Raw genomic sequence first — 22,585 nt, 5'->3', positions numbered from 1 at the left:
TTCAATTAGTATTAGTCTTGTTCGTCGATTTCTTCCAGTAAGTCTAGATATTCATCAAGCTCTTCTTCGGCTTTCTCATCTACCAAAATTGGAGGATTACCGTCATAAACGCGGTATAACATATTTTGGTAATAACTCGTTTTGACAAATTGGTATGAATCAACCGAGTTATCAATAATCTGCTCTCGCTCGCCGAAATCTGCTCGAGCTTCTAAGCCGATAATCGCTCGCCTAAAAATACCTGGCCAAAACGCGAAATCACCGATAGGGAAGTAGCTGTGATCAATAAAATCACCGACTTCCTCACGAATAGAGGATGGGCCGAGAACAGGGATCATCAAGTAAGCACCGTCACCAACACCGTAAGTTGCAAGTACTTCACCAAACTCCTCTTGGCTTCTCATCATGTCAAAATCACTGGCTGGATCATAAAAACCTAATAAACCTACAGTTGAATTAAGTACGAAGCGACCAGCATCATTGCCCGCAGCTTTAAACTTACCTTGTAGTAGGTTATTGATCATCGATGACGGCTCGTTGAGGTTTTGTGCCATATTGAGCAAACCTGCCCGCAAAAAATCTGGCATAATAGCGACATATGCATTCGTCACAGGTCTTGTTACATACTTGTCGGCATATTCCCACGTAAAGACCCAAAGAGGCCGGTTGATCGACTCTAATGGATCATTTATTTGTGCGGCCGGCATGCGCTTGCTTTGCTCAGGCGTACTAGAACAACCGATATTAACTAACGATATAGCGATGATAAAACTAATGGAAAAAGAGCGCTTAACAAAAGCCTCAAATTTAGTCATGTTAACGTCCGAGTAATTTGATGACGAGCAAGTCTAACATGTAATACCGAGTGAAATAAATGGTATTAAAGCGAGCTATGATTTTTTCTGATGGACCGCGAGTAGCATTTCTGCCTCGGCTCGGGGAATTTCACACTCCGCGACAATTTCATCAACATCAGCGCCCTTTTGCGCTAACTTTAATGCTCTTGAGTAAAACTTATCTTCTGTTGATTGTTGGTTAAGTGACTGGCACAGACTTTCTAGCTCAGTAAGCTGTTGTTTTAGCGTTGCAATACGGTGTTCTAACTGCTTAGTTACTTGGCTATTCTCACTGAAGTGTTCAGCTTCTAGTTCGGCTAATTGACGCAAAGATATTTCTTGCGCAGCTATTGTTTGGCTTTGTTGAGTAATTAAAGACTCTTGTACACTAAGTTTATCTTGGATAGTTGCCTGAACTGCTTTTTGTCGAACTAATAAAACAAAAAGCAGCACCAAAAGAACTGCAAGTGTCGCAATTGAGGTGAGTTCAATAGATAACATAAGACATCACGTTCTTACTTTCGGCTCTCTTATCAACATCTAAGCTAACGAATGATTAGAACTGTTTTAACTCGTCCCACTCATCATCAGTTAGCAGTTTATTCAAGTCGACTAAAATAAGTAGTTCACCATCTCGATTTGATACACCTTGGATAAACTTAGCACTCTCGTCGTTACCGACGTTTGGCGCAATATCAATCTCTGAGGCTTTGAGGTATACAACTTCAGCAACGCTATCAACCATAATACCGATAACCTGTTTTTCTGCTTCGATGATCACGATACGCGTATTATCAGTCACTTCACCGGCAACAAGGCCAAACCTCGCTCGAGTATCAATGACGGTGACCACGTTACCACGCAAGTTGATAATGCCGAGTACATAACCCGGAGCGCCTGGCACGGGGGCAATCTCAGTGTGGCGTAAAACCTCCTGTACTTGCATCACATTGATACCGTAAGTTTCGCTGTCTAACTTAAAGGTTACCCATTGGAGTACTTCATCGTTATCAACAGCGTCATTAGAAGTGCGTCGTTCGTCAGACATACTACCCGTCCTCAATTAAAATTTGTCTTATACATCAAAGATATTCTATCAATGTATTATAGTTTAGTCATGATTAATATTTACGCCATTTTCTAGTAGTTCAATTAATGAATCTACATCGAGTAAGGCGCACATTTTATCCTTTACCAGGCCAGCAAGCCATTTGCGTTTTGCTGGATTATCTAACCATTTAACGTCATCGTGTTGGAGTGTAACCGTATCAACTAAATGTTCAGCAGCTAAGCCCCAATCACTATCATTAAGCATGATAACATATTGATATTTAATACTATCTAATAGTTCTTGATTACACTTTTCAGGCATCACCCATAATGCTGTATCAACAACATTAATGTTTTGTTCACGATGTACCATAACGCCTTTATACCACTTAGGTTTACCCATTAAGGTATTGGTTTTCTCAATGTGATGAATACCGCCAAGCTCAATCAATGGCACTGCAACGGTAAGCCCCGCCACTTCGAAAAACATTGCTTGGAAACTCTCTCGGTTGACCGATTTAGTATGAGTTTGACCTGCCGCTCTGCTTTTTCGCGTTTTTACTGGTGCAATTTGGAGCTCATCTATTGGCTCCGGCTCACGATCATCATGGGGGTGACGTGATAGCGGCATAGCAGCGTTTTCTTGCTTTGCTAGGTTTACTTTGTCGAGCAAAGATTCGAGCTGTTTGTCTTTTGCTTGTTTCTCAAGTGCCTGAACACTGGCTTGCTCTTCTGCGACGTCAGTTAATAGCTCAGACAAATAATTCTTCATTATTTTATTACTAGCAGATAATGATTTACTCATGATGACTTCACTGTTGTCTGTTTCAGAAGGTAGTTTAAAAGCGTTTTATAAGCATGGACACCGCGACTAGTCATCGCGTAATCTGACGGTACCTTTTGTGCCAGACTAGCATTTCTAAAGTTTGTATCTATTGGTATCACCCCTTGCCAGACACTATTGGGATAAGTTTCTTGTAATTTTTTGTAAGATAAAATAGACGCTTTAGTACGTTTGTCGAACATGGTTGGTACTATGGTATAGGTGAAGGATGACTCTTTCTCGGATTCCATCATCTCTAACGTTCGCATCATTCGGTCTAAACCTTTTAATGCCAAAAACTCGGTTTGTACTGGCACAATAATACGCTCAGAAGCTGCTAAGGCATTAACCATCAAAACCCCTAATATCGGCGGACAATCCATCAACACAAAGTCATATTCGGTTGATATTTTTGCCAAGGCTTTTTTCAATACGAGCCCCATTCCACCTTTAGCTCCCAAGGCTCTATCGAGTGTCGCAAGGCCCATGGTCGCAGGCAAAATATCGATATTACTATACTGAGTAGGGCAAAGGCTTTGTAAGATTTGTTCTTTCGTTGAGTCTTGAACAAATAAATCATAAACACTCAAGTCTAAGTCTTCAGATTCAATGCCAAAATAATAACTAAGTGACGCATGAGGATCGGTATCTACCAACAGCACCTTGTACCCCATAGACGCCAATAATCCGCCTAAGGTAATGGTTGTTGTGGTTTTACCTACGCCACCTTTTTGATTTGCAACTGTCCAGACGACCAAAAGTGTTCCTAGTATCTAATTATTCTGATTTTCATCATCACGGGTGGTAATGCGAATCCCCCCGTTTTCTAATTCAATAATTCTAATTTTATTGCCTTGTTTGCCAGAATCAACTTCTTGTTTGATCGTTTCAATATCCTTAACGCTAATCGAAGGCGTATCTAAGACATTTTCTCTCTCAAGACCATATTTAGAGATTGCTATGACAACCCGACGGTTTTGTAATCTTCCATCATCTGTATCATTGGCTACTTTAGGTGAATACTGACCATAGCCCTCAATAGCCATTCGTTGAGGAATAATTTCTTGTTCTTCTAATAATCTAAGTATAGCAACGGCTCTGGCAACTGACAGCTCCCAGTTTGATTCAAATATTTCAGTATTTATCGGTTGATTATCGGTATAACCACGGATGCGAATATAATTTGTCACATCTTTGATTAATGGGGTGATAGCCGAGAGTATTACCTCAGCATTATTGGTTGCTGATGCACTACCACTGGGGAACAACAAACCGCTACTCAATTCTATTTCTAACCAATCGCCATCGATCTCGAGCTCTGCATAACCATTTTCGACCAACTCGTACAGCGCCGTATGAAGCTCATCTTCTAGTGACTCTAAGTTGGTACCCACTTCACTTTTCTCTATATTTGATAGCTCATTTTCACCATCAGTTAGCTCAGGACCAGCCTCTTCTAATATACCATCACCATATAACTGTGTTTCTGATTTTCGCGAATTAACAGGTAAAATATCTTCGCCTTGCCCTCGGTTTTTTGTCTTTTCGTCTTCCGATTGGAAAACACGACCGATAGAGTCAGTCATCGTTTCAAAAGGCTCTTCATGAATAATCGCCATGGCATATAAGACAACAAATAACGCAAACAATAGCGTCATGTAATCGGCATAAGAAATCAACCAGCGATGGACATTGTCGTGGTTAACTTCATGTCGCTCACTGTGAAACCGTCTCATTTTACTAACCTAAATGCTGACAATTTATTTTCTATAGCATGGGGGTTTTCGCCTAAAACTATCGCGGTTAAGCCTTCGAGCACCATTTCGCGATACAAGGTTTCCTGATGAATAATTGACCGTAGTTTGTTAGCAACAGGCAGATAGATTAGGTTGGCAAAACCAACCCCATAGATGGTTGCAACAAAGGCTGTTGCAATACCGTGACCGAGTAAATCAGGATTACTTAAATTAGACATCGCATGAATCAAGCCAAGTACAGCACCCAAAATACCAATGGTAGGACTGTATCCGCCCATCGATTCAAAGACGTTTGCCGCACGTAAGTTATGCTCTCGATACAAATCTAAATCAAGCGCTAATGACTCTTTGAAGTTATCGACTTCGACACCGTCAACCAACAGGTTTAAGCCTTTATTAACAAAAGGATCAACTTCATCAAGCGCAATATTTTCAAGTGCTAAATAGCCCGACTCTCTTGACATAATTGACCAAGAAACAATATCTTGGACCCCTTGGTCAACATCAAATTTTGGTGGCTTAAACACCCATTTAAGTAGGGCTATTGCATGAACAAATTCTGTTTTTGAAGACTGTAACATAACAGCACCGAGCGTGCCGCCCACTACAATAATAAATGCCGGGAGCTGAAACAGAGAGGCTATTGAACCACCATCAATCGCAAAACCAAGATATATAGCAACAACCGCAATGATAAGCCCAGCAATACTGAGTTTATCCATTGCCTGTTTCCTTTAGTATTGCTGATGCAAATTCATTCAGTGGTAATGATAATTCAGATATTCCAGCAGCGGTTACCGCTTGTGGCATACCGTAGACGACACAAGACTCTTCGTCTTGCGCCCAAATTGTCGCGCCTTTACTTTTTAACATACGTGAACCTTCCCTTCCATCATGGCCCATCCCGGTTAAAATTACCGCTAATACATCACCTTGGTAAACTTTTGCGGCCGAGCCGAAACTAATATCAACACTAGGTTTGTATGTCAGCCGTTCGCTGTCATCTTCTAGTATCCTCAGTTTCTTAGCATTTTCCGTACCAGTGATTACCATTTGTTTACCACCTGGCGCTAAATAAGCACAACCTGGTGTGAGTAAATCGCCATCTTCTGCTTCTTTGATACTGATTTGGCAAAGGTTATTCAAGCGGTTAGCAAAGGCTGCAGTGAAGGCTGCCGGCATATGCTGAACGAGAATAATAGGTAAAGGATAGTCTTTAGGTAGTTTTGTTAAAATCGTTTGTAATGCTATCGGGCCACCAGTAGAAGTGCCGATGGCAAGCAATTTGTAATTTTTATCGCTTTTAACCCGGTGATTGGCTGGGGACAAATTCGACATTGGTCGAGATTTTGACGCCGTTGCAAATTGTGATTGCGGTGTTTGCTGGGCTTGTGATTTTCTTGTAACAATCCCAGGTGCTGTCGTACGGCGCATACTGACACGACGACGAGCTAACTGTTGCACACGTTGACGCAATAAAGCACCAGCATCATCATTATTTGCCGCTATCTCATTAAATTTCTTAGGAAGAAAATCTAATGCGCCCGCGTCTAACGCATCAAGTGTTGCCTTGGCACCTTGGTGTGTTAACGAGGAGAACATTAAAATAGGTGTAGGTGATTGCGCCATGATTTGCTTAACAGCTTCAATGCCATTAAGCACCGGCATTTCAATGTCCATAGTGATAACATCTGGTTTTAAGGTACTAGCCTTTTCAACAGCTTCCTTACCGTTTACAGCGACATCAATAACTTCTAAATTTGCTTCACTATTTAGAATATCTGACACCCGTCGACGAAAAAAACTCGAATCATCAACGACTAATACCTTATAAGCCATTTATTATCTCTACTTATGCGCCTAGCTTTTTATTAATATGTGACTTTTTCGCGTAGTACTTGAGCATATTCGGTACATCAAGGATGAGTGCAATACCACCATCACTTGTAATCGTTGCACCAGCCATACCAGGTGTACCGTGTAATAGGCGATCTAGCGGCTTAATGACCACTTCCTCTTGACCAATCAAACTATCGACAACGAAACCAATCTGCTGTGTTCCAAGCTGAACAATAACAACGTGCCCTTTGTCTCTTGGTTTGTCTTGAATATCTTTAACTAGCCATTGATCTAAGTAGAACAGCGGGATAGCCTTTTCACGAACGATGATCGTCAGTTGGCCATCGACCAAATTGGTATTGGTTAAATCCAAGTGGAATATTTCGTTAACGCCGGCTAATGGTAACGCAAAAGTTTGTTCACCAACGACAACCATTAAGGTCGGTAAAATAGCTAGTGTTAGTGGTACTTTGATTTCAAGAACCGTACCCTTACCAAGTTCAGAATCAATATTAACGGTACCGTTAAGCTGCGTGATCTTGGTTTTAACTACATCCATGCCCACGCCACGACCGGAAACTTCAGAGATTTCAGTTTTCGTCGAAAAGCCCGGTGCAAAAATCAGGTTAAAGGCTTCTTTTTCTGACATACGAGCGGCTGCATCAGCATCTAATACACCTCGCTCAATCGCGATATCCTTAAGCTTATCAGCATTCATACCTGCACCATCGTCTTTAATGGTTAACAAAATATGATCACCCTCTTGTGACGCCGATAAAATAACGGTACCTTCACGTGGTTTGCCATTGGCTTCACGTTTATCAGGCTCTTCAATACCGTGATCAACAGAGTTACGCACCAAGTGAACTAGCGGGTCAGCTAGTGCTTCTACAAGGTTTTTATCTAAATCTGTTTCTTCACCTTCTAAGATAAGCTTAATTTCTTTCTTCAAGCTACGAGCAAGGTCTCGAACAACGCGCGGGAAACGACCAAACACTTTCTTGATCGGCTGCATTCGGGTTTTCATTACCGCACCTTGAAGGTCGGTAGTAACAGCGTCTAAATTTGAAACGGCTTTGGTGAGTTCTTCATCTTCTTTAGTAAGACCTAAGCTGGTTAAACGGTTACGCACTAATACTAGCTCACCCACCATGTTCATAATTTGGTCAAGTCGCTTAGTATCAACCCTAACGGTTGTTTCACCTTGTGTGCCGGCGCTTTGCGTCGGCTTTTTATCTGCAGCTTTAGCCGGGGCCGCTGCTTTTTGCGCTGCTGGCGCTGCCACTGGTTTTGCTGCCGGCTGAGGCTTGGCTACCGGTTGCGGTTTAGCCGCAGCAGGTGGCGGAGTCACAGGAGCAGAAGCTACAGGCGTTGCTCCAGCTTTCGGGCCTTGGCCTTTGCCGTGCAGTTCATCGAGTAATGCTTCGAATTCATCATCGTTTATTTCATCTGAATTTGTCGATGCAGATGTTGAAGGCTTACTCGAATTAGAGGCTGAAAAAGCTCCTTGGCCGTGTAATTCATCCAGTAGTGATTCAAATTCATCGTCAGTAATTTCATCTGATGGTTGAACACTGCTATCTGATGGTGCTGGTGCAGTATCTGACGGCTTAGGTGCACCACCTGAGCCATGTAATTGGTCCAAAAGCGCTTCAAACTCATCTTCTGTCATTTCATCAGATGAAGAGCCTTCACTTACTGCTGGTTCTGGCTCTGGTTCAGGCTCTGGTGTTGCTTCAACGACAACTTCTGGTTCTGCGCCTTCTGGGGCGCTCAAACGATGTAATTCTTCGAGTAAAACAGGGTCAGCTGGATCGATTTCTTCACGGTTTTGTACTTGAGCAAACATTTCATTGATGGTGTCAAGTGCTTGAAGAATGATGTCCATTAATTCAGGGGTTACTTTGCGCTGACCTGTTCGCAAAATATCGAACACGTTTTCAGCACCGTGACAGGCATCAACTAAGTTAGTTAGCGACAGAAATCCTGCGCCACCTTTTACGGTATGAAAACCACGGAAAATTGCATTGAGCAAATCCGCATTATCAGGATCGTTTTCTAATTCAACCAGTTGCTCGGAGAGCAATTCAAGAATTTCACCGGCTTCAATTAAAAAGTCCTGTAGTATTTCTTCATCTGCTTCGAAGGACATAATTCGAACTTCCCCTTAGAATCCTAAGCTTGATAATAGATCATCAACATCATCTTGGCCTGAAACCACATCATCTCGTGTTTCAGTATTAACTATAGGTCCTTCCACGAGATTTTCACCAACCTTTGGTTTAGCGACAGTATCTTGACCTTCAATTTTATTAACGCCGAACATGGTTAACATGTTGATTAAACTATCTTCTACTTCCCTAACAAGATCAATGACTTTACGAATAACTTGGCCTGTTAAATCTTGAAAGTCTTGCGCCATTAACACATCCGTCATCAAGGCGTGAATGTGCTCAGCTTCTTTGTCGGTTGTCACCAATAAAGCGTCAATTTCATGGCATAAAGATTTGAACCCTTCCAGTTCTAGCTGGTTTTTCATCAACTTTTGCCATTGAGGTTTAACAGTGTTTACCTGTGACTGAACCTTATCAAGCACAGGAAAAATCGATTCAACAGCATCCATGGTCTTATTGGCTGCTTCTTCGGTGCGCTCTATTACGTAGTTTAGTCGTTCTTTAGCATCGGGGATATCTGCTGTTGCTAAATCATTAAGACGAGTATCAATTTGAAAGTTCATTAATGAGTCATGCAACTGACGAGTCAGCTTTCCGATCTCTTCAAATAGCTCTGTATTGATTGGTGTTTGAACATCAGCAATAAGCTTATCCGCTTCGTCATTTTGACCAGCTTCTAAGTAGGCAACAAGTTGCTTTGCCTGCTCTAACGATATTAAAGCGCTCATTTAAACACTCCTAAGGTTAACCAACATTCAGTCGTGTTTATTACGCTAAGCGCTCAAAAATCTTGTCTAGCTTAGTTTTTAACGTCGCTGCAGTAAAAGGCTTCACAATGTATCCATTGACACCAGCTTGCGCCGCCATCACGATTTGCTCTTTTTTCGCCTCAGCTGTCACCATCAGTACTGGAATATGTGCTAGCTTCTCGTCTGCGCGAATAGCGCGAAGCAAGTCGATACCCTGCATACCAGGCATGTTCCAATCGGTAACGACGAAATCAAAGTCACCACCTTGTAGCATAGGTAATGCAGTTGAGCCGTCATCAGCTTCTTGAATATTGGTAAAGCCTAAATCACGTAATAAGTTTTTTACAATACGTCTCATTGTTGAAAAGTCATCAACAACAAGTACTTTCATATTTTTATCCAAGGCACCCTCCGAAAGAGTTTGTTTTTTACTAATTCAATTCTTAATTTTGCCAAGATTGCATCCGCGCTTTTAATCGGTGCATCGCTTGACTGTGAATTTGGCTTACTCGAGATTCACTCACATCGAGTACTTGGCCAATTTCACGTAAATTCAGTTCTTCGTCATAATACAATGATAACACTAAAGATTCACGTTCGGGTAAAGAAGTTATACAAGTTGCTAACGCTTGCTTAAAAGCGCTATGCTCAATTTCGTCATGAGGGCTATCTATCGTGGCCTCATGAGCAAAATTTATTGCATCTTCTGTCACACCAAGATCTTCAATACCTATTATTTTACCAGAGCTTACTTCATTAAGCATATCATGATATTCGCGCAATGAGACATTTAGTTTGTCAGCCACTTCGCTATCGGTTACATCACGACCGTGTTCAGCCTCTAATGTTTTGATGGTATCACTGATGAGGCGGGAGTTTCTGTGTACTGATCTGGGCGTCCAATCACCGCGACGAATTTCATCGAGCATAGCACCGCGAATTCTAATACCAGCAAACGTTTCAAAGCTCGCGCCTTTACTCGCATCAAAGTTATTTGACGCCTCAAGCAAGCCAATCATGCCGGCTTGAATTAAGTCGTCTACCTGTACACTAGCAGGTAACCGAGCCATTAAATGATAGGCAATTCTTTTAACCAAGACAGTTTGCTGCTCTATTAAAGCAGTTTTATCTATTTGATCAATATACGCTTGCGTTTTTACCACTTAACATCCGCTCATCAGTTGTTGTTACTATTTCTCTAGTAACTGTTCTATAAAAAACTCTAAATGACCTGATGGCTGATGGGGTATTGGCCAATCTAAGGCATTTTTTGCAATACGCTTAAATCCTTTTGACGCGGGTGAATCAGGAAAAGCTTCAACAATGGCTTGTTGTTTTCTCACTGACTTTCTGATGTTCTCATCAAATGGCACGATACCAACCAACTCGAGGGCAACATCTAAAAAGCGATCGCTAACTTTTGTAAGTTTAGCAAATAATTGCTGGCCTTCCTTAGGACTGCGTACCATATTGGCGACAACTTTAAATTTAAATACGCCGTGATCTCGGCTGAGAAGTTTCATCAAGGCATAACAGTCGGTAATCGACGTAGGTTCATCACAGACCACTAACATGACGTCTTGTGCGGCTCGAGCAAAACTCAAAACCATATCTGAAATACCGGCAGCGGTATCGACAATGAGCACGTCAAAGTCAGTTTCCATATCACTAAATGCCCGAATCAAACCGGCGTGCTCAGATGGCGTTAAATCGACCATCGTCTGTGTGCCTGAGGTAGCAGGAATGATTTTGATCCCCGCGGGCCCTTCTATAATGATGTCGTCGAGTTCACATTCTCCTGACATCACATGAGATAAGTTTTTCTTAACTCGCAAACCTAGCATTACATCAACATTTGCTAACCCTAAGTCGGCGTCTAATACTAGGACCTTTTTGCCCATTTGAGCCATAGCAATTGCAGTGTTGAGTGAAACGTTTGTTTTTCCCACACCACCTTTACCACCTGAAACAGCAATGACCTTCACTTTTTTGGGTTGTTGCATTTTTCGTAAGCCACTCGCTTGATCTAACATCTTCTATTTCTTACTACTTGTACTGTGGTGCTCTACATCACGGCATGAGAAGCCATAGATTGATGAGCCCAATTTATTGGTGCTTGTTTACGTTGTTTGGTAAACATTTTATCAGCAAGCGTAACTAACTTTTCAGCATTTGCAACCTTAATATCTTCTGGCACACGCTGACCGTCGGTTAAATAACCAACAGGTAAGTTATGTTGAATTGAAGTCGATATTATTTCACCGACACTTAAGCTTTCATCTAACTTAGTAAATACACAGCCTGCAAGCGGTATTTTATTGAATCGCTGAACGTTTTCATCCATCACGCTAGCTTGGGTATTAGCCGCTAAAACCAAGTAGTTTTTAATTCGTGCACGGGTATTAGCAACTAGCGTTGTTAAATGCTGGTTTAAGCGCATATCGCGTTGCCCCATGCCTGCGGTATCAATTAGCACGAGTTTTTTATTAGAGAACTGTGCGAGCAACATATCGAGCTCTTTTGCGTCCTCAGCTAACTTCACTGGACAGCCAATAATTTTACCGTAGGTAGTTAATTGCTCAAAACCTGCAATGCGGTAGGTATCCGTTGAAATTAACGCGACAGAATCAGCGCCGTGGATTTGAGCAAAACGCGCGGCAATTTTGGCGATAGTTGTCGTCTTACCAACGCCTGTTGGGCCTACTAACGACACCACACCGCCTTGGCGAATAATGTCGTTATTGGTTGTTTGTAATTGATTGGCCAATAAATGCTTAACTTGCTGCCATGCCTCTTGTTCATTCAATTGGCGAGGAATAAAACCCGCAATTTGATCTGCAAGGTGTTCATCAATCCCCATCGAAGATAATTTATTGACTAAAACAGCACGGTTGGGATCTTTTTGAACGCGATCCTGCCACAATAAACCTGCTACTTGATGCTCTAGTAGCTGGCGAATAGATGCCATCTCTTGCTTCATCCGCTCGAACTCTTCGTTTTGCGGTGTATTAACAGCTTTTGCATCGGTCATATGTTGATGCTCAGTGCCATCGACATCATCAACAGTTGGCTTCGAGGCAAGATGCGGCTCGTCGACCTGAGACTGGGCATTACTCAGGCGCTGGGTAAACTCTTTAAACTGTTGCTCGATAGTTTCAGTGGTATCAGTAGCTTGATGCTTTGGCTTTTGGATATCGCGTTTCAGCAATTCCGCTAAGCTATCAGGGACTTTGGGCATGTTAGCTGAAGGCTGAGCTTCGCCTTGCTCTGTTGATTGACCAACACCTATTGAAACAACATCTTCAGCGATTTGACGATCTGCGCTGGCAACTGCACTTGATGTCTGTGCTGGCTCAGCTGCAACAGGCTGCTGATTGTAATCAACCGCGGCCATAATTTCGATGCCTTCAGGGATTTTTTTGTTCGACATGATGACGGCATCAGCACCTAAAACTTCTTTGATTTCTGCTAGTGCAGTTTTCATATCTCTTGCGACAAAACGTTTAATCTTCATTGTTAACCCCTTACAACATTTTTTGCTGCTGATTATTGTCCGATGGCGCTAACGATTTTTATTTGTTTATCGTCTGGAACCTCTTGATAAGAGATTACTCGTAAACCAGGAATGGTGTACTTAACAAATTTTGCTAACACAGTGCGTAGAATGCCCGATGTTAATAAAATAGGTGTTTCACCTGCCAACTCCTGCTGATGTGCGCCCTCTGTTAGAGATTTTTGCATGCGCTCAGCAAGTCCTGGTTCAATGCCCGCGCCATCGTCGCCAGCCATTTGCATAGACTGATGCAACATCTGTTCCAATTCAGGTGACAATGTTATGACAGGTATCTCATTGTTCGAGCCAACCATATCTTGAACAATAAATTTACGCAGTGAAATACGCGCTGCAGCCGTGAGAACTTCAGGATCCTGGCTCTTCACGCCATATTCAACTAAGGTTTGGACAATTGAACGCATATCTCTTACCGCAACACCTTCGTTCATCAGGTTTTGTAATACTTTCACCACAGTGCCTAACGGCAAGATATCCGGCACTAGCCCTTCAACGAGTTTAGGGTAGCTCTTCGCTAACATGTCTAATAGATTTTGTACTTCTTCATGGCCTAGTAATTGCGCGGCGTTATTGGTTAAGATTTGGCTCAGATGCGTTGCTAAAACGGTAGTTGCATCAACTACTGTATAACCAAGCGCTTGAGCGTGTTCGCGCTGATCTTGCTTGATCCATACAGCGTCTAAGCCAAATGCCGGATCTTTTGTATCGATACCTTCGAGTTTGCCAAAAACTTGACCCGGGTTAATTGCCAGCTCGTGATCGTGACGAATTTCCGCCTCGCCGACCGTAACGCCCATTAAGGTAATTTGATAACTGTTAGGATCTAAGTCTAAATTATCGCGAATATGAACCGCAGGCACCAAAAAGCCGAACTCTTGTGAGAGTTTTTTACGCACCCCTTTAATTCGGTTAAGTAATTCGCCACCTTGGCCTTTATCTACTAATGGGATCAGTCGATAGCCAATTTCTAAACCAATAACATCAACGTGGTTGACATCATCCCAGCCAAGCTCTTTAACTTCATCGGCTTGTTGTGATTCGTCAGCTTGAGATTGAGCCTGCGCTTCTTGCTCTTTCAAGGCTTTGGCGGCTTTGTATTTACTTCCGAAATAAGCCGAAGCAGCAATCATCAATGAGAAAAACAAGAATGCAAAATGTGGCATGCCTGGCACGATTCCCATGACAAACATAACGGCTGCAGCGATGTATAAGCTGCGCTCTTGCCCTAGTTGAGAGCTCATTTGCTCACCCATGTCTTGGGCAGTATTTTGTCGAGTAACAACTATCGCTGTTGCAACAGAAAGTAACAAACCAGGGATCTGCGCCACTAAGCCGTCACCAATTGTCAACAGCGTATAGATTTCAACCGCTTGAGAAAACTCTAAATCATGCTGAACCATCCCGATAACCAAGCCACCAATAATATTGATAAATAAAATCAAAATACCGGCGATTGCATCACCTTTAACGAACTTACTGGCACCATCCATTGAACCGTAGAAATCTGCCTCAGAAGTCACTTCTTGGCGGCGCTCACGAGCTTGATCAGCGGTAATAAAACCAGCGTTTAGATCCGCATCAATCGCCATTTGCTTGCCCGGCATAGCATCTAGCGTAAAACGTGCCGTAACTTCAGAAATGCGGCCCGCACCTTTAGTGACAACAACAAAGTTGATAATGATCAGAATTAAGAAGACGACTAAACCAACGGCGTAGTTACCGCCAATAACAACCGAGCCAAAGGCCTCGATGACCTTACCAGCGGCATCTGGCCCCTGATGACCTTCAAGTAATACCACACGGGTACTGGCAACGTTTAAGGCTAGACGCAAGATAGTCGCAATCAACAACACCGATGGAAACGAACCAAACTCCAACGGCTTTAGCGTGTAAACAGTGATGAGTAGAACTATTAACGCAAGGGCGATATTAAACGAGAAAAGTATATCAAGTAGTGCCGCTGGCATCGGTAAAATGACCATGCCGAGGGCGGCAATGATCAACAAAGGCGTACCTAAGCCAGATAAAAACGATAATTTATTCTTATCAAAACGATTAAATTGAGCGAGTAATTGCATGTACAACTGTGATAATTTTTTGACTCATAACAGTCAAAAAGCAATAACTAGACCAAATATCTCAATCGGGGAGTCAACTGGCTATTTTATCAACAGTTCTACCAAGTGAGTTCAATATTTAAATTGGTCTTAATACTTGTAGTCGTCTGGGATTGGCAAGTTTTTGTCAACCGGAACTGGTCGCTTACCCTTGCCTTCTTTGTATAAATTAAGCTGAAAAACAAAAGCAAGTACTTGAGCAACCGCAGCAAAGAGCTGCTCTGGAATTTCGTCATCAACTTCCGTGGTGTAATATAAGCTGCGCGCTAAGGCAGGTGATGCGAGAATTTCAACGCCGTGCTCTTTGGCAATCGTGCGAATATGCATCGCCATTTCGTCGATTCCTTTGGCAATAACCGTCGGCGCGCCGCTGCCATTAGGATCGTATTTAATCGCTACTGAGTAATGTGTTGGGTTGGTGATGACAACATCGGCATTGGGTACTTCTTGCATCATCCGGCGCTGTGACATTTCGTATTGCAGTCGTCTTATCCGCCCTTTAATTTCAGGATTACCATCAGCGTTTTTCATCTCGTCTTTGACTTCTTGCTTGGTCATTTTCAGTTGCCGAGTGTGATTCCACTTCTGATACGGTGCGTCAATCGCAGCAATGATGATCAACGACATCGACAAGGCGATAAACATCCATAGCAACATATTAACCGCATGACCAAAGTTGCCAGGGCTAATCTCTAAACTCAAATGTAAAATTTCCTCAAACAGACCGTATAGCAAGAAGTAAGCAACCGTTACCACGACTAAAAATTTGAGCAGTGATTTAATAAATTCAACCAAGGCTTGCAAACCAAACATCCGCTTAAAGCCAGCAATAGGTGACATTTTATTGAGCTTTGGTGCGGCAGCTTCCCAAGAAAAACTCATCCCACCTAAGAGTGTATTACCAATAAACGCCGCTAATACAATGATAAAAAACATCCACAACATTGGCGTCATTATCGTAAAAACGGCATCTGAAATCAGGTCGAACAAGGCACTAACGTCAAGTGCTTCTTCACGCGTTAGTGAAAACAAACGGGTCATAATCGACTTCAATGCACGCGTTAATTGCTCTCCCACTAGCAGCATTGCCGATGCGCTACCCAAAAGCACAAACATGGTGCCTAAGTCTTTTGATCTCGCTATCTGCCCTTTTTTCCGAGCATCGGCGAGTTTTTTCGGGGTCGGTTCTTCGGTGCGTTCACCGCTATCACTTTCAGCCATTATGGTGTCCCACAATCAATCAGGTAACAGCTAAAATCAACAGCGCGTTGCCATTGAGCCTCAAAGTGAACAAGAAAATTACTCATGGTTAACCACATAATAATCAAACCGGCGGTCATGGTAATGGGGAAACCAATAGCAAAAATATTAAGCTGCGGCGCTGCACGCGTCATGACACCGAATGAGAAGTTAATCAGCAGCATTGCAGTTAAAGGCGCTAATGCTAGTGACATGGCGGTAGCGAACATCCAACCGCCCCACTCAACGATTTCTTTAAACTTGACAACTTCAAAGTCAGTCGACGGGATTGGAATGGTGTCAAAGCTCGCAACGACAAATTGTAAGAACGCTAAATGACCATCCAATGCCCAAAATAGCAGGGTAGATAAAATTAAGAAAAATTGACCTACCGCTGGCACACTTGTACCTGATGCAGGATCAACGAGTGAGGCAAAGCCCAAACCGGTTTGCATAGCAATAATTTGACCGGCTAAGGTAAAGGTATTGATCACCATAACGGTAATAAAACCAATCATTACGCCAATAATAACTTGCTCTGCCACCAACAAAGTTGTCGCAAAGCTAAATAGGTTATCGACTTTAGCCGGCGGAATTGCAGGCATAACACAAACGGTAACAGCAAGTGACAACATAAGCTTTACGCGGCCTGGCGTTGTTTGAGCGCCGAGGCCAATCATCGCCATGATCAAGGCAGAGATGCGAGCTAGAGGCAGTAAAAAATCAGCCAGATATTGGTTAATAACTGACTCGGTAAACTCCATTTAACTCACCACTGACGGAATACTGGCAATCAATCTAAAGGTATAGTCCATTAGCTTTTGTACTAGCCAATGACCACCAATGATCAACGCGAGTAAGGTGACAATTAAGCGCGGTAAGAAACTTAACGTTTGCTCATTAATCGACGTTGCCGCTTGGAATACGGCAACCATTAAACCGACCAATAGACTTGGGACAATGACCGCACTCACCAAAATAATGACGAGAAAAAGCGCATCTCGTAAAATATCGACAAAAATCTCAGGACTCATCAGGTTGCTCCTAAGCCATAACTGGTGGCAATAGTACCTATCACCAGATTCCAACCATCAACCAAAACAAATAGCATCAGTTTAAACGGCAATGAGACAATCATTGGCGATAACATCATCATACCCATTGCCATCAAAATACTGGCAACGACTAAATCAATAATTAAAAATGGGATGAACAGAATAAAGCCTATCTGAAACGCGGTTTTGAGCTCACTAATAATAAACGCGGGAATGATGACCGTCATCGGTAAGGTTTCTGGTTCACCAATATCTTCAATGCCCGCCATTGACGCCAGTGTATTTAAATCTTTAAGTCGGGTTTGCTCAAGCATAAATGCTCGCAAAGGCTCCTTGCCGCGATCAATCGCTTCAATCGAGGTGAGTTGCTCATTCAAATACGGCTGAATTGCAACTTCGTTTACCTGATTATAAACCGGCGTCATAATGAACAAGGTAAGAAATAGCGTTAGGCCTAAAATAACTTGGTTAGATGGCGTTTGTTGTAAACCAAAGGCTTGACGAAGGATCGCCATAATGACCACGATTCGAGTAAAGGATGTCATCATTATTATGGCGGCTGGAATGAAGCTCAGCGCCGTCATAAAGATGAGAATTTGTAAGGTTACCGAGTACTCCTGTGAACCATCTGGATTGGTAGACAAAGTAAATGCCGGTAAAGACAAGTCTTGTTGAGCTAAAGCAGAGCCGGCAAAAGCAAAGAATAATAAGGCGGATAAGATAACTTTAGCGTGAATTTTCATAGTGATTTATTGTTTTAATACGTTCTTTTTCATTTGCGCCCAGGACTGTGACAAGGATTGATTCCCCTGATTAAGCTCAAGCGGTTCATCGAGCGTTTCTAACTTCGTGATTTGATTAGCTGTAACACCCAGTAAAATTTGTTTACCTGAAATCTCAACCACCACCAACTTTTCCTTGGTGGTTAAATGCAATGTTGAAATAACCTTCATGCCCGATAAGTTGTGTTGGTTGTGCTGAAATTTTTTTAAGATTAAAGCACAGACAACAATCAAACCCAGCACCATCAACAGCGACAGTAACATAGACAAAGAATCCATGTTACCGGCGACATTTTTTCCTATTTGAGCTTGCTCCGCCCAACTTGGTAGTGTAACCAACAGCGATAGCACTGCAACAAGGTGACGCTTCATTATTTAAGCTTTTTAATACGTTCGACTTGGCTAATAACGTCGGTTAAACGAATACCAAACTTGTCGTTAACGACAACAACTTCACCATGGGCGATTAGCGTACCGTTAACCAGTACATCAAGTGCCTCACCCGCTACGCGATCAAGCTCAACAACTGAGCCTTGGTTTAACTGGAGCAAGTTGCGAATACTAATTTGACTGCGGCCAACTTCCATTGAAATGGTTACAGGAATATCTAAAATCGTATCTAAACGACGTTGCTCTTCACCGCTTATTGGTGGCGACTCTTCTTCAAGCTCTTCAAGTTCAACATTTTCTGCTTCAGCGGCGGCTTGTTCGTCCATCGCCTCTGCCCACATGTCTAAACCATCTTCATTCTCAGTGCTCATGTCACTAACCTCTTACATTAATACTCTAAATCGTCTTCTAACATGTGGAGCTCAGCGTCACTGTCTAAGCGTTTGCCACCTTTCGTTAAAATTGTCAGTTCAGACTTAACTGACTCTGGACGTTTAATCTTCTCTTGGATCTTCAAGGCTAAGTTATCGCGGCTCTTGCCTAATTTTGCGCGATACGTTGGCAAGTCTTCTATTAACACTGTGATGTGATCCGGCATCTCAATTGGAATAATATCGCCAGCCTTGAGTTGTTGAACTTGTGACAACGGTAAGTCGACTTCAATAAATTTGGTTGTTAACTCAACCGGTACATCCATTATTTCGTCACGCAATGCTTTAGACCAACGCATGTCGGTATCTTCTTTGTCAGATTGAACACCGGCATCAAGTAACTCGCGAATCGGCTCTAACATCGAATACGGCAAGGCTACGTGGAAGTCACCACCGCCACCATCGAGTTCGATGTGGAAGGAGCTGATCACAACCACTTCTGTCGGGCTAACAATATTTGCCATTGACGGGTTAACTTCTGAGTCTAAATATTCAAATGATACATCCATCACCGGTGACCAAGCTTCTTTGTAATCTTCAAAAATAAGCTTTAACAGCATTTGAATAATGCGTCGCTCGGTTGGTGTAAATTCGCGCCCTTCAATTTTTGCGTGATAGCGACCATCGCCACCGAAAAAGTTATCTACCAAGATAAAGACCAGACGCGCTTCCATCGTAATTAACGCGGTGCCTTTCAATGGTCTAAAGCGCACCATATTCAAGCTAGTAGGAACGAACAAGGTATGTACGTACTCACCGAACTTAATCATTTGAATACCGTTAATCGACACCTCTGCGGTGCGGCGCATCATGTTAAATAAGCTAATACGCATATGTCGAGCGAAGCGTTCGTTAACCATTTCCAATGTTGGCATACGGCCGCGAACGATGCGATCTTGAGACGAAAAGTCGTAGTCGCTCATCCCTTCGGTATGTTCGACGTCCTCAACTATCTCTTCTTCTTCGACATCATCGACACCGTGGAGTAGCGCGTCAATTTCGTCTTGGGATAATAAATCACTCACGTATATTTCTCTTATTTATTCCATGCAATAAAACGATTTATTGCATTACAAAGCCAGTAAACAAGACCTGCTCTACGACTTTACGTCCTGATATTTCTACCATGACCTTTTGCACTTCCGTTAACGATAACTGTTTTAAGGATGTTTTGCCGGCACTGGTTGATAAATCATCAGCATTAGCCATGGAAAACACACCTAACAACGTACTTTCAATTAAAGGTACGTGTTTTTTTGCTTCTTCTTCGTTTTCAGCACCGCGAACCAACAATTGCGCGCGAATCTCAACATAGCGATCGCGTGACGCCCCAGGCACATTAAATCGAAATGGCCTTGGCATAGGTACGTATAGCGCAGAGCCTGTTGCTCCAGCAGGCGCTTCTACGGCTGCTGGTTCACCACTTGCTAGGGCCGCGTCGACTTCAGCTTGGCTTGGCGCTTCTTCGCCCCCCATAAAGAAAAACGCACCAGCCCCGGCCGCAGCCAGTAAAACAACGACAGCAATAATGATAATGAGTTTTTTCTTCTTACCACCGTCTTCTAGTTCGAGTTCTTTTTCTTCATCAGCCATGGTTTACTCTCAAAAATATTTTTACTATATATGTTGCCCACTATAGCGTTATGCTAACTTTAAGCCAAGATAATGCATACAGATTTATTACATTAAGCAAAGTAATCGATACCGATTGATTGCACATTAACCAATTGACCTTCTCGGTTTTCCAACGTGGCTTCTGCTGAGACTAATTCGTCGCTTGCCAAGTCGTCTTCAAACGCTTGGTTGTCTGCCATTTCATCACCTTGCTGGGCAAATTGCTGTTTAACATCAGTATCACCTAAATCGATACCCGATTCTGATAGCATATCCCTTAATCTATTCATATGTTGTTCAAGTGCTTCTTTTGCTTGTGGCTGTTGAACCACAAAGTTGACCATGGCCTGCTCACCTTGCAAATTAACCCTGATGTGAACATTACCCAACTCTGGCGGATCCAATTGAATATCAACCGATTGCAATTTTTGGCTGACCATAACTAATACTTTCTCTTTGACTTGTTGAGCAAAGTTTTTATGGTTGACGTTGATCACCTCTAAGGCCACTTTTTCAACTTGCTTAAGTTGTTGTTGATGACTTACTTGATGATCTACTGCTTGTGAGTGAGCATTTGCGACTTCACTGTCATAGCTAGTGCCACTGTGCACTCTTGATAAAGGCGATTGATATGTTGATGAGTTAGCGGTGACTGTTGCTGTATTTTGGCTTACCGGGCTTGCTTGTTTTTGCTCTTTCGGGTTGATATTTAGTTGCTCAGACAATTCATCGACAACGTGCTCTATCGATTGCTCATCAGTGGCTTGCTGAATTTCTTGATTTAACTTGACGACTTGTTCTGTCGCTTGATTGATTTGACGAGCCGATTTATCTAGTTGATGTTGCGGGCTTTGCATCGTGTGTGAAGCACGAGTAAATGTTTCATCAACGCCATTTTCCGCCTCAACTATCGCTTGATCACCAGCAGCGGAGTTTACGTTAAGTTGATGAGCTTTGATTAAATCTTTGTTTGCATCAACACCACCTTCAGCCATCACTAAACCACTTCGAACCGATGGGGTATTTACGACCTTTTTTCCAGCTAGCGCTGGTGCCGATAACGCTTCCTCTCCAGCCTCAATTTGTGCTTCAAAAGCATCGGTAAGTTGTGGGTTTTGCATTAACTGAACCGCTTGGTTTTTAGCCTCAAGCTGATTTATTGTTAAACGTTGACCTGTTACTGACGCACCATCTGTTGCAACACTAGCACTCGTCAATTTACTGTCTTGCTGCAGTAGTGTTATCGCTTTTTCAACCCCTGTCGCTATTGAATGCTTAACACTAGTTAACGAGTTACCTTCAGGAACACTTTTATGCGGCTGTTCTGTCGCTATATCACTATCCTCAACTTGTGGCTGAGAGTTAATTAATTGTGCTTGAACAACATTTATCGACGGTCCTTTATTCGGAGCCTTTACTAATTCACTCACTTGTGACGCAATAGTATTATCACGCTCTGTTTGTCGCGCTTGCTGAGATTCAGGGAAATTGTTGGTGGCTTGTCGCTCAGTTGTTTGTTGGCTTGCAGATATTGAGATTGGATTGGGCGAAGCCACGCGATTAGCACTCACAAGATCATGCTTAACTAACGAACTCTCCTCTGTATTATGTTGCTCAGCACTAGCGGTAGGCTCAACAACGAATTGTTGAGCACTATCAAGCATTGTAAGCAGTGTTTCAGGCGCTATAGTACTTTTAGGGTTTGGCGCACTATCAACAGCTAGACTATTTGTTTTAGCGTCTTCTTTTAAGCCTTGGTATTCACTATCTTTTTGCTGTTTATTTATCCTAGCGCTGTCAATTTCTGCCGCTGATTTTTTATTACGGTTATCTTGCGCAATTGCGCTGGGTTCGCTAATCGGGCCTTTTTCTGATACCTCATCGCTCTTCAACGATGCCTCATCATCGCCAGTTTTATCAGCTTTTTGTTGAAATTGTTGAACTGTAGAGGGTTCTTTAGCGGCATTGGGGTTGCCGCTTTTGGTCTTTGAAGTCGCACCATGGGCGGCAACTTGCCGTTCAAATTCACGAGCAAAGCCGGGATTTCGTCCCTGCTCCGCACTATTGTCAGTTGCAAGATGTGTTGCAATATCTGACGTAGAAGGCAATTCTAATGAAATATTAATCGCTTGACTCATGAATATTAATCTCTAGTTAT

General features: G+C 42.7%; 24 protein-coding genes. All 24 read right to left on the bottom strand.

What is annotated here, in order from left to right; all coding sequences use genetic code 11:
• Positions 1–11: 11 nt before the first annotated feature.
• Positions 12–815, bottom strand: a complete 804-nt coding sequence (locus LP316_RS07460; RefSeq protein WP_193023689.1) for a VacJ family lipoprotein — start codon at positions 813–815, stop codon at positions 12–14.
• A 75-nt stretch (positions 816–890) separates the two neighbouring features.
• Positions 891–1,337: a DUF2802 domain-containing protein gene (locus LP316_RS07455; protein WP_193023688.1), complete on the bottom strand. Its 447-nt coding sequence runs from the start codon at positions 1,335–1,337 to the stop codon at positions 891–893.
• Between the two features lie 55 nt (positions 1,338–1,392).
• On the bottom strand, positions 1,393–1,884 hold the full coding sequence (locus tag LP316_RS07450) for a chemotaxis protein CheW (protein ID WP_193023687.1): 492 nt from the start codon (positions 1,882–1,884) through the stop codon (positions 1,393–1,395).
• Positions 1,885–1,947: 63 nt separating this feature from the next.
• Positions 1,948–2,691, bottom strand: a complete 744-nt coding sequence (locus tag LP316_RS07445) for a chemotaxis protein CheW (protein WP_226960827.1) — start codon at positions 2,689–2,691, stop codon at positions 1,948–1,950.
• Positions 2,688–3,467 (bottom strand): ParA family protein, encoded by a 780-nt coding sequence (locus LP316_RS07440; protein ID WP_193023686.1) that lies wholly within the window; start codon positions 3,465–3,467, stop codon positions 2,688–2,690. Before LP316_RS07440 ends, LP316_RS07445 begins: the two co-directional genes overlap by 4 nt.
• A 15-nt stretch (positions 3,468–3,482) precedes the next feature.
• Positions 3,483–4,445, bottom strand: a complete 963-nt coding sequence (locus LP316_RS07435) for a flagellar motor protein MotB (protein ID WP_193023685.1) — start codon at positions 4,443–4,445, stop codon at positions 3,483–3,485.
• Positions 4,442–5,188 carry a flagellar motor protein gene (locus tag LP316_RS07430; protein ID WP_193023684.1) on the bottom strand — a complete coding sequence of 249 codons (747 nt, stop codon included), beginning with the start codon at positions 5,186–5,188 and terminating at the stop codon, positions 4,442–4,444. Before LP316_RS07430 ends, LP316_RS07435 begins: the two co-directional genes overlap by 4 nt.
• Positions 5,181–6,305 carry a protein-glutamate methylesterase/protein-glutamine glutaminase gene (locus LP316_RS07425; RefSeq protein ID WP_193023683.1) on the bottom strand — a complete coding sequence of 375 codons (1,125 nt, stop codon included), beginning with the start codon at positions 6,303–6,305 and terminating at the stop codon, positions 5,181–5,183. Before LP316_RS07425 ends, LP316_RS07430 begins: the two co-directional genes overlap by 8 nt.
• 13 nt (positions 6,306–6,318) lie before the next feature.
• The gene (locus LP316_RS07420; RefSeq protein ID WP_193023682.1) at positions 6,319–8,457 is read right to left on the bottom strand and encodes a chemotaxis protein CheA; all 2,139 of its coding nucleotides are present in this window, start codon (positions 8,455–8,457) and stop codon (positions 6,319–6,321) included.
• A 15-nt stretch (positions 8,458–8,472) separates the two neighbouring features.
• The gene (locus tag LP316_RS07415) at positions 8,473–9,207 is read right to left on the bottom strand and encodes a protein phosphatase CheZ (RefSeq protein WP_193023681.1); all 735 of its coding nucleotides are present in this window, start codon (positions 9,205–9,207) and stop codon (positions 8,473–8,475) included.
• A 40-nt stretch (positions 9,208–9,247) separates the two neighbouring features.
• Positions 9,248–9,631, bottom strand: coding sequence for a chemotaxis response regulator CheY (gene cheY / locus LP316_RS07410; RefSeq protein WP_193023680.1), 384 nt, complete (start codon positions 9,629–9,631; stop codon positions 9,248–9,250).
• Positions 9,632–9,671: 40 nt separating this feature from the next.
• Positions 9,672–10,391 carry an RNA polymerase sigma factor FliA gene (locus LP316_RS07405; RefSeq protein ID WP_193023679.1) on the bottom strand — a complete coding sequence of 240 codons (720 nt, stop codon included), beginning with the start codon at positions 10,389–10,391 and terminating at the stop codon, positions 9,672–9,674.
• A 27-nt stretch (positions 10,392–10,418) separates the two neighbouring features.
• A complete protein-coding gene (locus LP316_RS07400; protein ID WP_193023678.1) occupies positions 10,419–11,261 on the bottom strand; it encodes a MinD/ParA family protein in 843 nt (280 codons plus the stop codon).
• A gap of 32 nt (positions 11,262–11,293) precedes the next feature.
• Entirely contained in the window at positions 11,294–12,742 is a 1,449-nt protein-coding gene (gene flhF / locus LP316_RS07395) for a flagellar biosynthesis protein FlhF (RefSeq protein WP_193023677.1), read from the bottom strand.
• 32 nt (positions 12,743–12,774) lie between these two features.
• Complete coding sequence (flhA, locus tag LP316_RS07390; RefSeq protein ID WP_193023676.1) at positions 12,775–14,877, bottom strand: flagellar biosynthesis protein FlhA; 2,103 nt, start codon at positions 14,875–14,877, stop codon at positions 12,775–12,777.
• 129 nt (positions 14,878–15,006) lie between these two features.
• Positions 15,007–16,137, bottom strand: a complete 1,131-nt coding sequence (gene flhB / locus LP316_RS07385; protein ID WP_193023675.1) for a flagellar biosynthesis protein FlhB — start codon at positions 16,135–16,137, stop codon at positions 15,007–15,009.
• Positions 16,137–16,919, bottom strand: a complete 783-nt coding sequence (gene fliR, locus LP316_RS07380) for a flagellar biosynthetic protein FliR (RefSeq protein ID WP_193023674.1) — start codon at positions 16,917–16,919, stop codon at positions 16,137–16,139. Before fliR ends, flhB begins: the two co-directional genes overlap by 1 nt.
• Positions 16,920–17,189 (bottom strand): flagellar biosynthesis protein FliQ, encoded by a 270-nt coding sequence (fliQ, locus tag LP316_RS07375; protein ID WP_193023673.1) that lies wholly within the window; start codon positions 17,187–17,189, stop codon positions 16,920–16,922.
• Positions 17,189–17,953, bottom strand: a complete 765-nt coding sequence (gene fliP / locus LP316_RS07370; RefSeq protein ID WP_193023672.1) for a flagellar type III secretion system pore protein FliP — start codon at positions 17,951–17,953, stop codon at positions 17,189–17,191. Before fliP ends, fliQ begins: the two co-directional genes overlap by 1 nt.
• 6 nt (positions 17,954–17,959) lie before the next feature.
• Entirely contained in the window at positions 17,960–18,364 is a 405-nt protein-coding gene (fliO, locus tag LP316_RS07365; RefSeq protein WP_193023671.1) for a flagellar biosynthetic protein FliO, read from the bottom strand.
• Positions 18,364–18,753 carry a flagellar motor switch protein FliN gene (gene fliN, locus LP316_RS07360; protein WP_193023670.1) on the bottom strand — a complete coding sequence of 130 codons (390 nt, stop codon included), beginning with the start codon at positions 18,751–18,753 and terminating at the stop codon, positions 18,364–18,366. Before fliN ends, fliO begins: the two co-directional genes overlap by 1 nt.
• A gap of 17 nt (positions 18,754–18,770) precedes the next feature.
• Positions 18,771–19,838 carry a flagellar motor switch protein FliM gene (gene fliM / locus LP316_RS07355; protein WP_193023669.1) on the bottom strand — a complete coding sequence of 356 codons (1,068 nt, stop codon included), beginning with the start codon at positions 19,836–19,838 and terminating at the stop codon, positions 18,771–18,773.
• Between the two features lie 37 nt (positions 19,839–19,875).
• A complete protein-coding gene (gene fliL / locus LP316_RS07350; protein WP_193023668.1) occupies positions 19,876–20,406 on the bottom strand; it encodes a flagellar basal body-associated protein FliL in 531 nt (176 codons plus the stop codon).
• Between the two features lie 92 nt (positions 20,407–20,498).
• Entirely contained in the window at positions 20,499–22,565 is a 2,067-nt protein-coding gene (locus LP316_RS07345; RefSeq protein WP_193023667.1) for a flagellar hook-length control protein FliK, read from the bottom strand.
• Positions 22,566–22,585: the final 20 nt, after the last annotated feature.

Origin of the sequence: Thalassotalea sp. LPB0316 (assembly GCF_014898095.1) — a bacterium.
Classification (GTDB): Bacteria; Pseudomonadota; Gammaproteobacteria; order Enterobacterales; family Alteromonadaceae; genus Thalassotalea_G.
This window is presented reverse-complemented; position numbering and strand designations above follow the sequence as displayed.

Excerpts from the sequence above, each read along its gene's own strand:
- LP316_RS07420 (WP_193023682.1), bottom strand. The coding sequence starts at position 8,457 with ATGTCCTTCGAAGCAGATGAAGAAATACTACAGGACTTTTTAATTGAA.
- LP316_RS07345 (WP_193023667.1), bottom strand. The coding sequence starts at position 22,565 with ATGAGTCAAGCGATTAATATTTCATTAGAATTGCCTTCTACGTCAGAT.
- LP316_RS07460 (WP_193023689.1), bottom strand. The coding sequence starts at position 815 with ATGACTAAATTTGAGGCTTTTGTTAAGCGCTCTTTTTCCATTAGTTTT.
- LP316_RS07445 (WP_226960827.1), bottom strand. The coding sequence starts at position 2,691 with ATGAGTAAATCATTATCTGCTAGTAATAAAATAATGAAGAATTATTTG.
- fliN (WP_193023670.1), bottom strand. The coding sequence starts at position 18,753 with ATGAGCACTGAGAATGAAGATGGTTTAGACATGTGGGCAGAGGCGATG.
- flhF (WP_193023677.1), bottom strand. The coding sequence starts at position 12,742 with ATGAAGATTAAACGTTTTGTCGCAAGAGATATGAAAACTGCACTAGCA.
- fliR (WP_193023674.1), bottom strand. The coding sequence starts at position 16,919 with ATGGAGTTTACCGAGTCAGTTATTAACCAATATCTGGCTGATTTTTTA.
- LP316_RS07450 (WP_193023687.1), bottom strand. The coding sequence starts at position 1,884 with ATGTCTGACGAACGACGCACTTCTAATGACGCTGTTGATAACGATGAA.
- fliL (WP_193023668.1), bottom strand. The coding sequence starts at position 20,406 with ATGGCTGATGAAGAAAAAGAACTCGAACTAGAAGACGGTGGTAAGAAG.
- LP316_RS07425 (WP_193023683.1), bottom strand. The coding sequence starts at position 6,305 with ATGGCTTATAAGGTATTAGTCGTTGATGATTCGAGTTTTTTTCGTCGA.
- flhB (WP_193023675.1), bottom strand. The coding sequence starts at position 16,137 with ATGGCTGAAAGTGATAGCGGTGAACGCACCGAAGAACCGACCCCGAAA.
- LP316_RS07435 (WP_193023685.1), bottom strand. The coding sequence starts at position 4,445 with ATGAGACGGTTTCACAGTGAGCGACATGAAGTTAACCACGACAATGTC.
- LP316_RS07455 (WP_193023688.1), bottom strand. The coding sequence starts at position 1,337 with ATGTTATCTATTGAACTCACCTCAATTGCGACACTTGCAGTTCTTTTG.
- LP316_RS07430 (WP_193023684.1), bottom strand. The coding sequence starts at position 5,188 with ATGGATAAACTCAGTATTGCTGGGCTTATCATTGCGGTTGTTGCTATA.
- fliO (WP_193023671.1), bottom strand. The coding sequence starts at position 18,364 with ATGAAGCGTCACCTTGTTGCAGTGCTATCGCTGTTGGTTACACTACCA.
- fliP (WP_193023672.1), bottom strand. The coding sequence starts at position 17,953 with ATGAAAATTCACGCTAAAGTTATCTTATCCGCCTTATTATTCTTTGCT.
- fliQ (WP_193023673.1), bottom strand. The coding sequence starts at position 17,189 with ATGAGTCCTGAGATTTTTGTCGATATTTTACGAGATGCGCTTTTTCTC.
- LP316_RS07400 (WP_193023678.1), bottom strand. The coding sequence starts at position 11,261 with ATGTTAGATCAAGCGAGTGGCTTACGAAAAATGCAACAACCCAAAAAA.
- LP316_RS07415 (WP_193023681.1), bottom strand. The coding sequence starts at position 9,207 with ATGAGCGCTTTAATATCGTTAGAGCAGGCAAAGCAACTTGTTGCCTAC.
- flhA (WP_193023676.1), bottom strand. The coding sequence starts at position 14,877 with ATGCAATTACTCGCTCAATTTAATCGTTTTGATAAGAATAAATTATCG.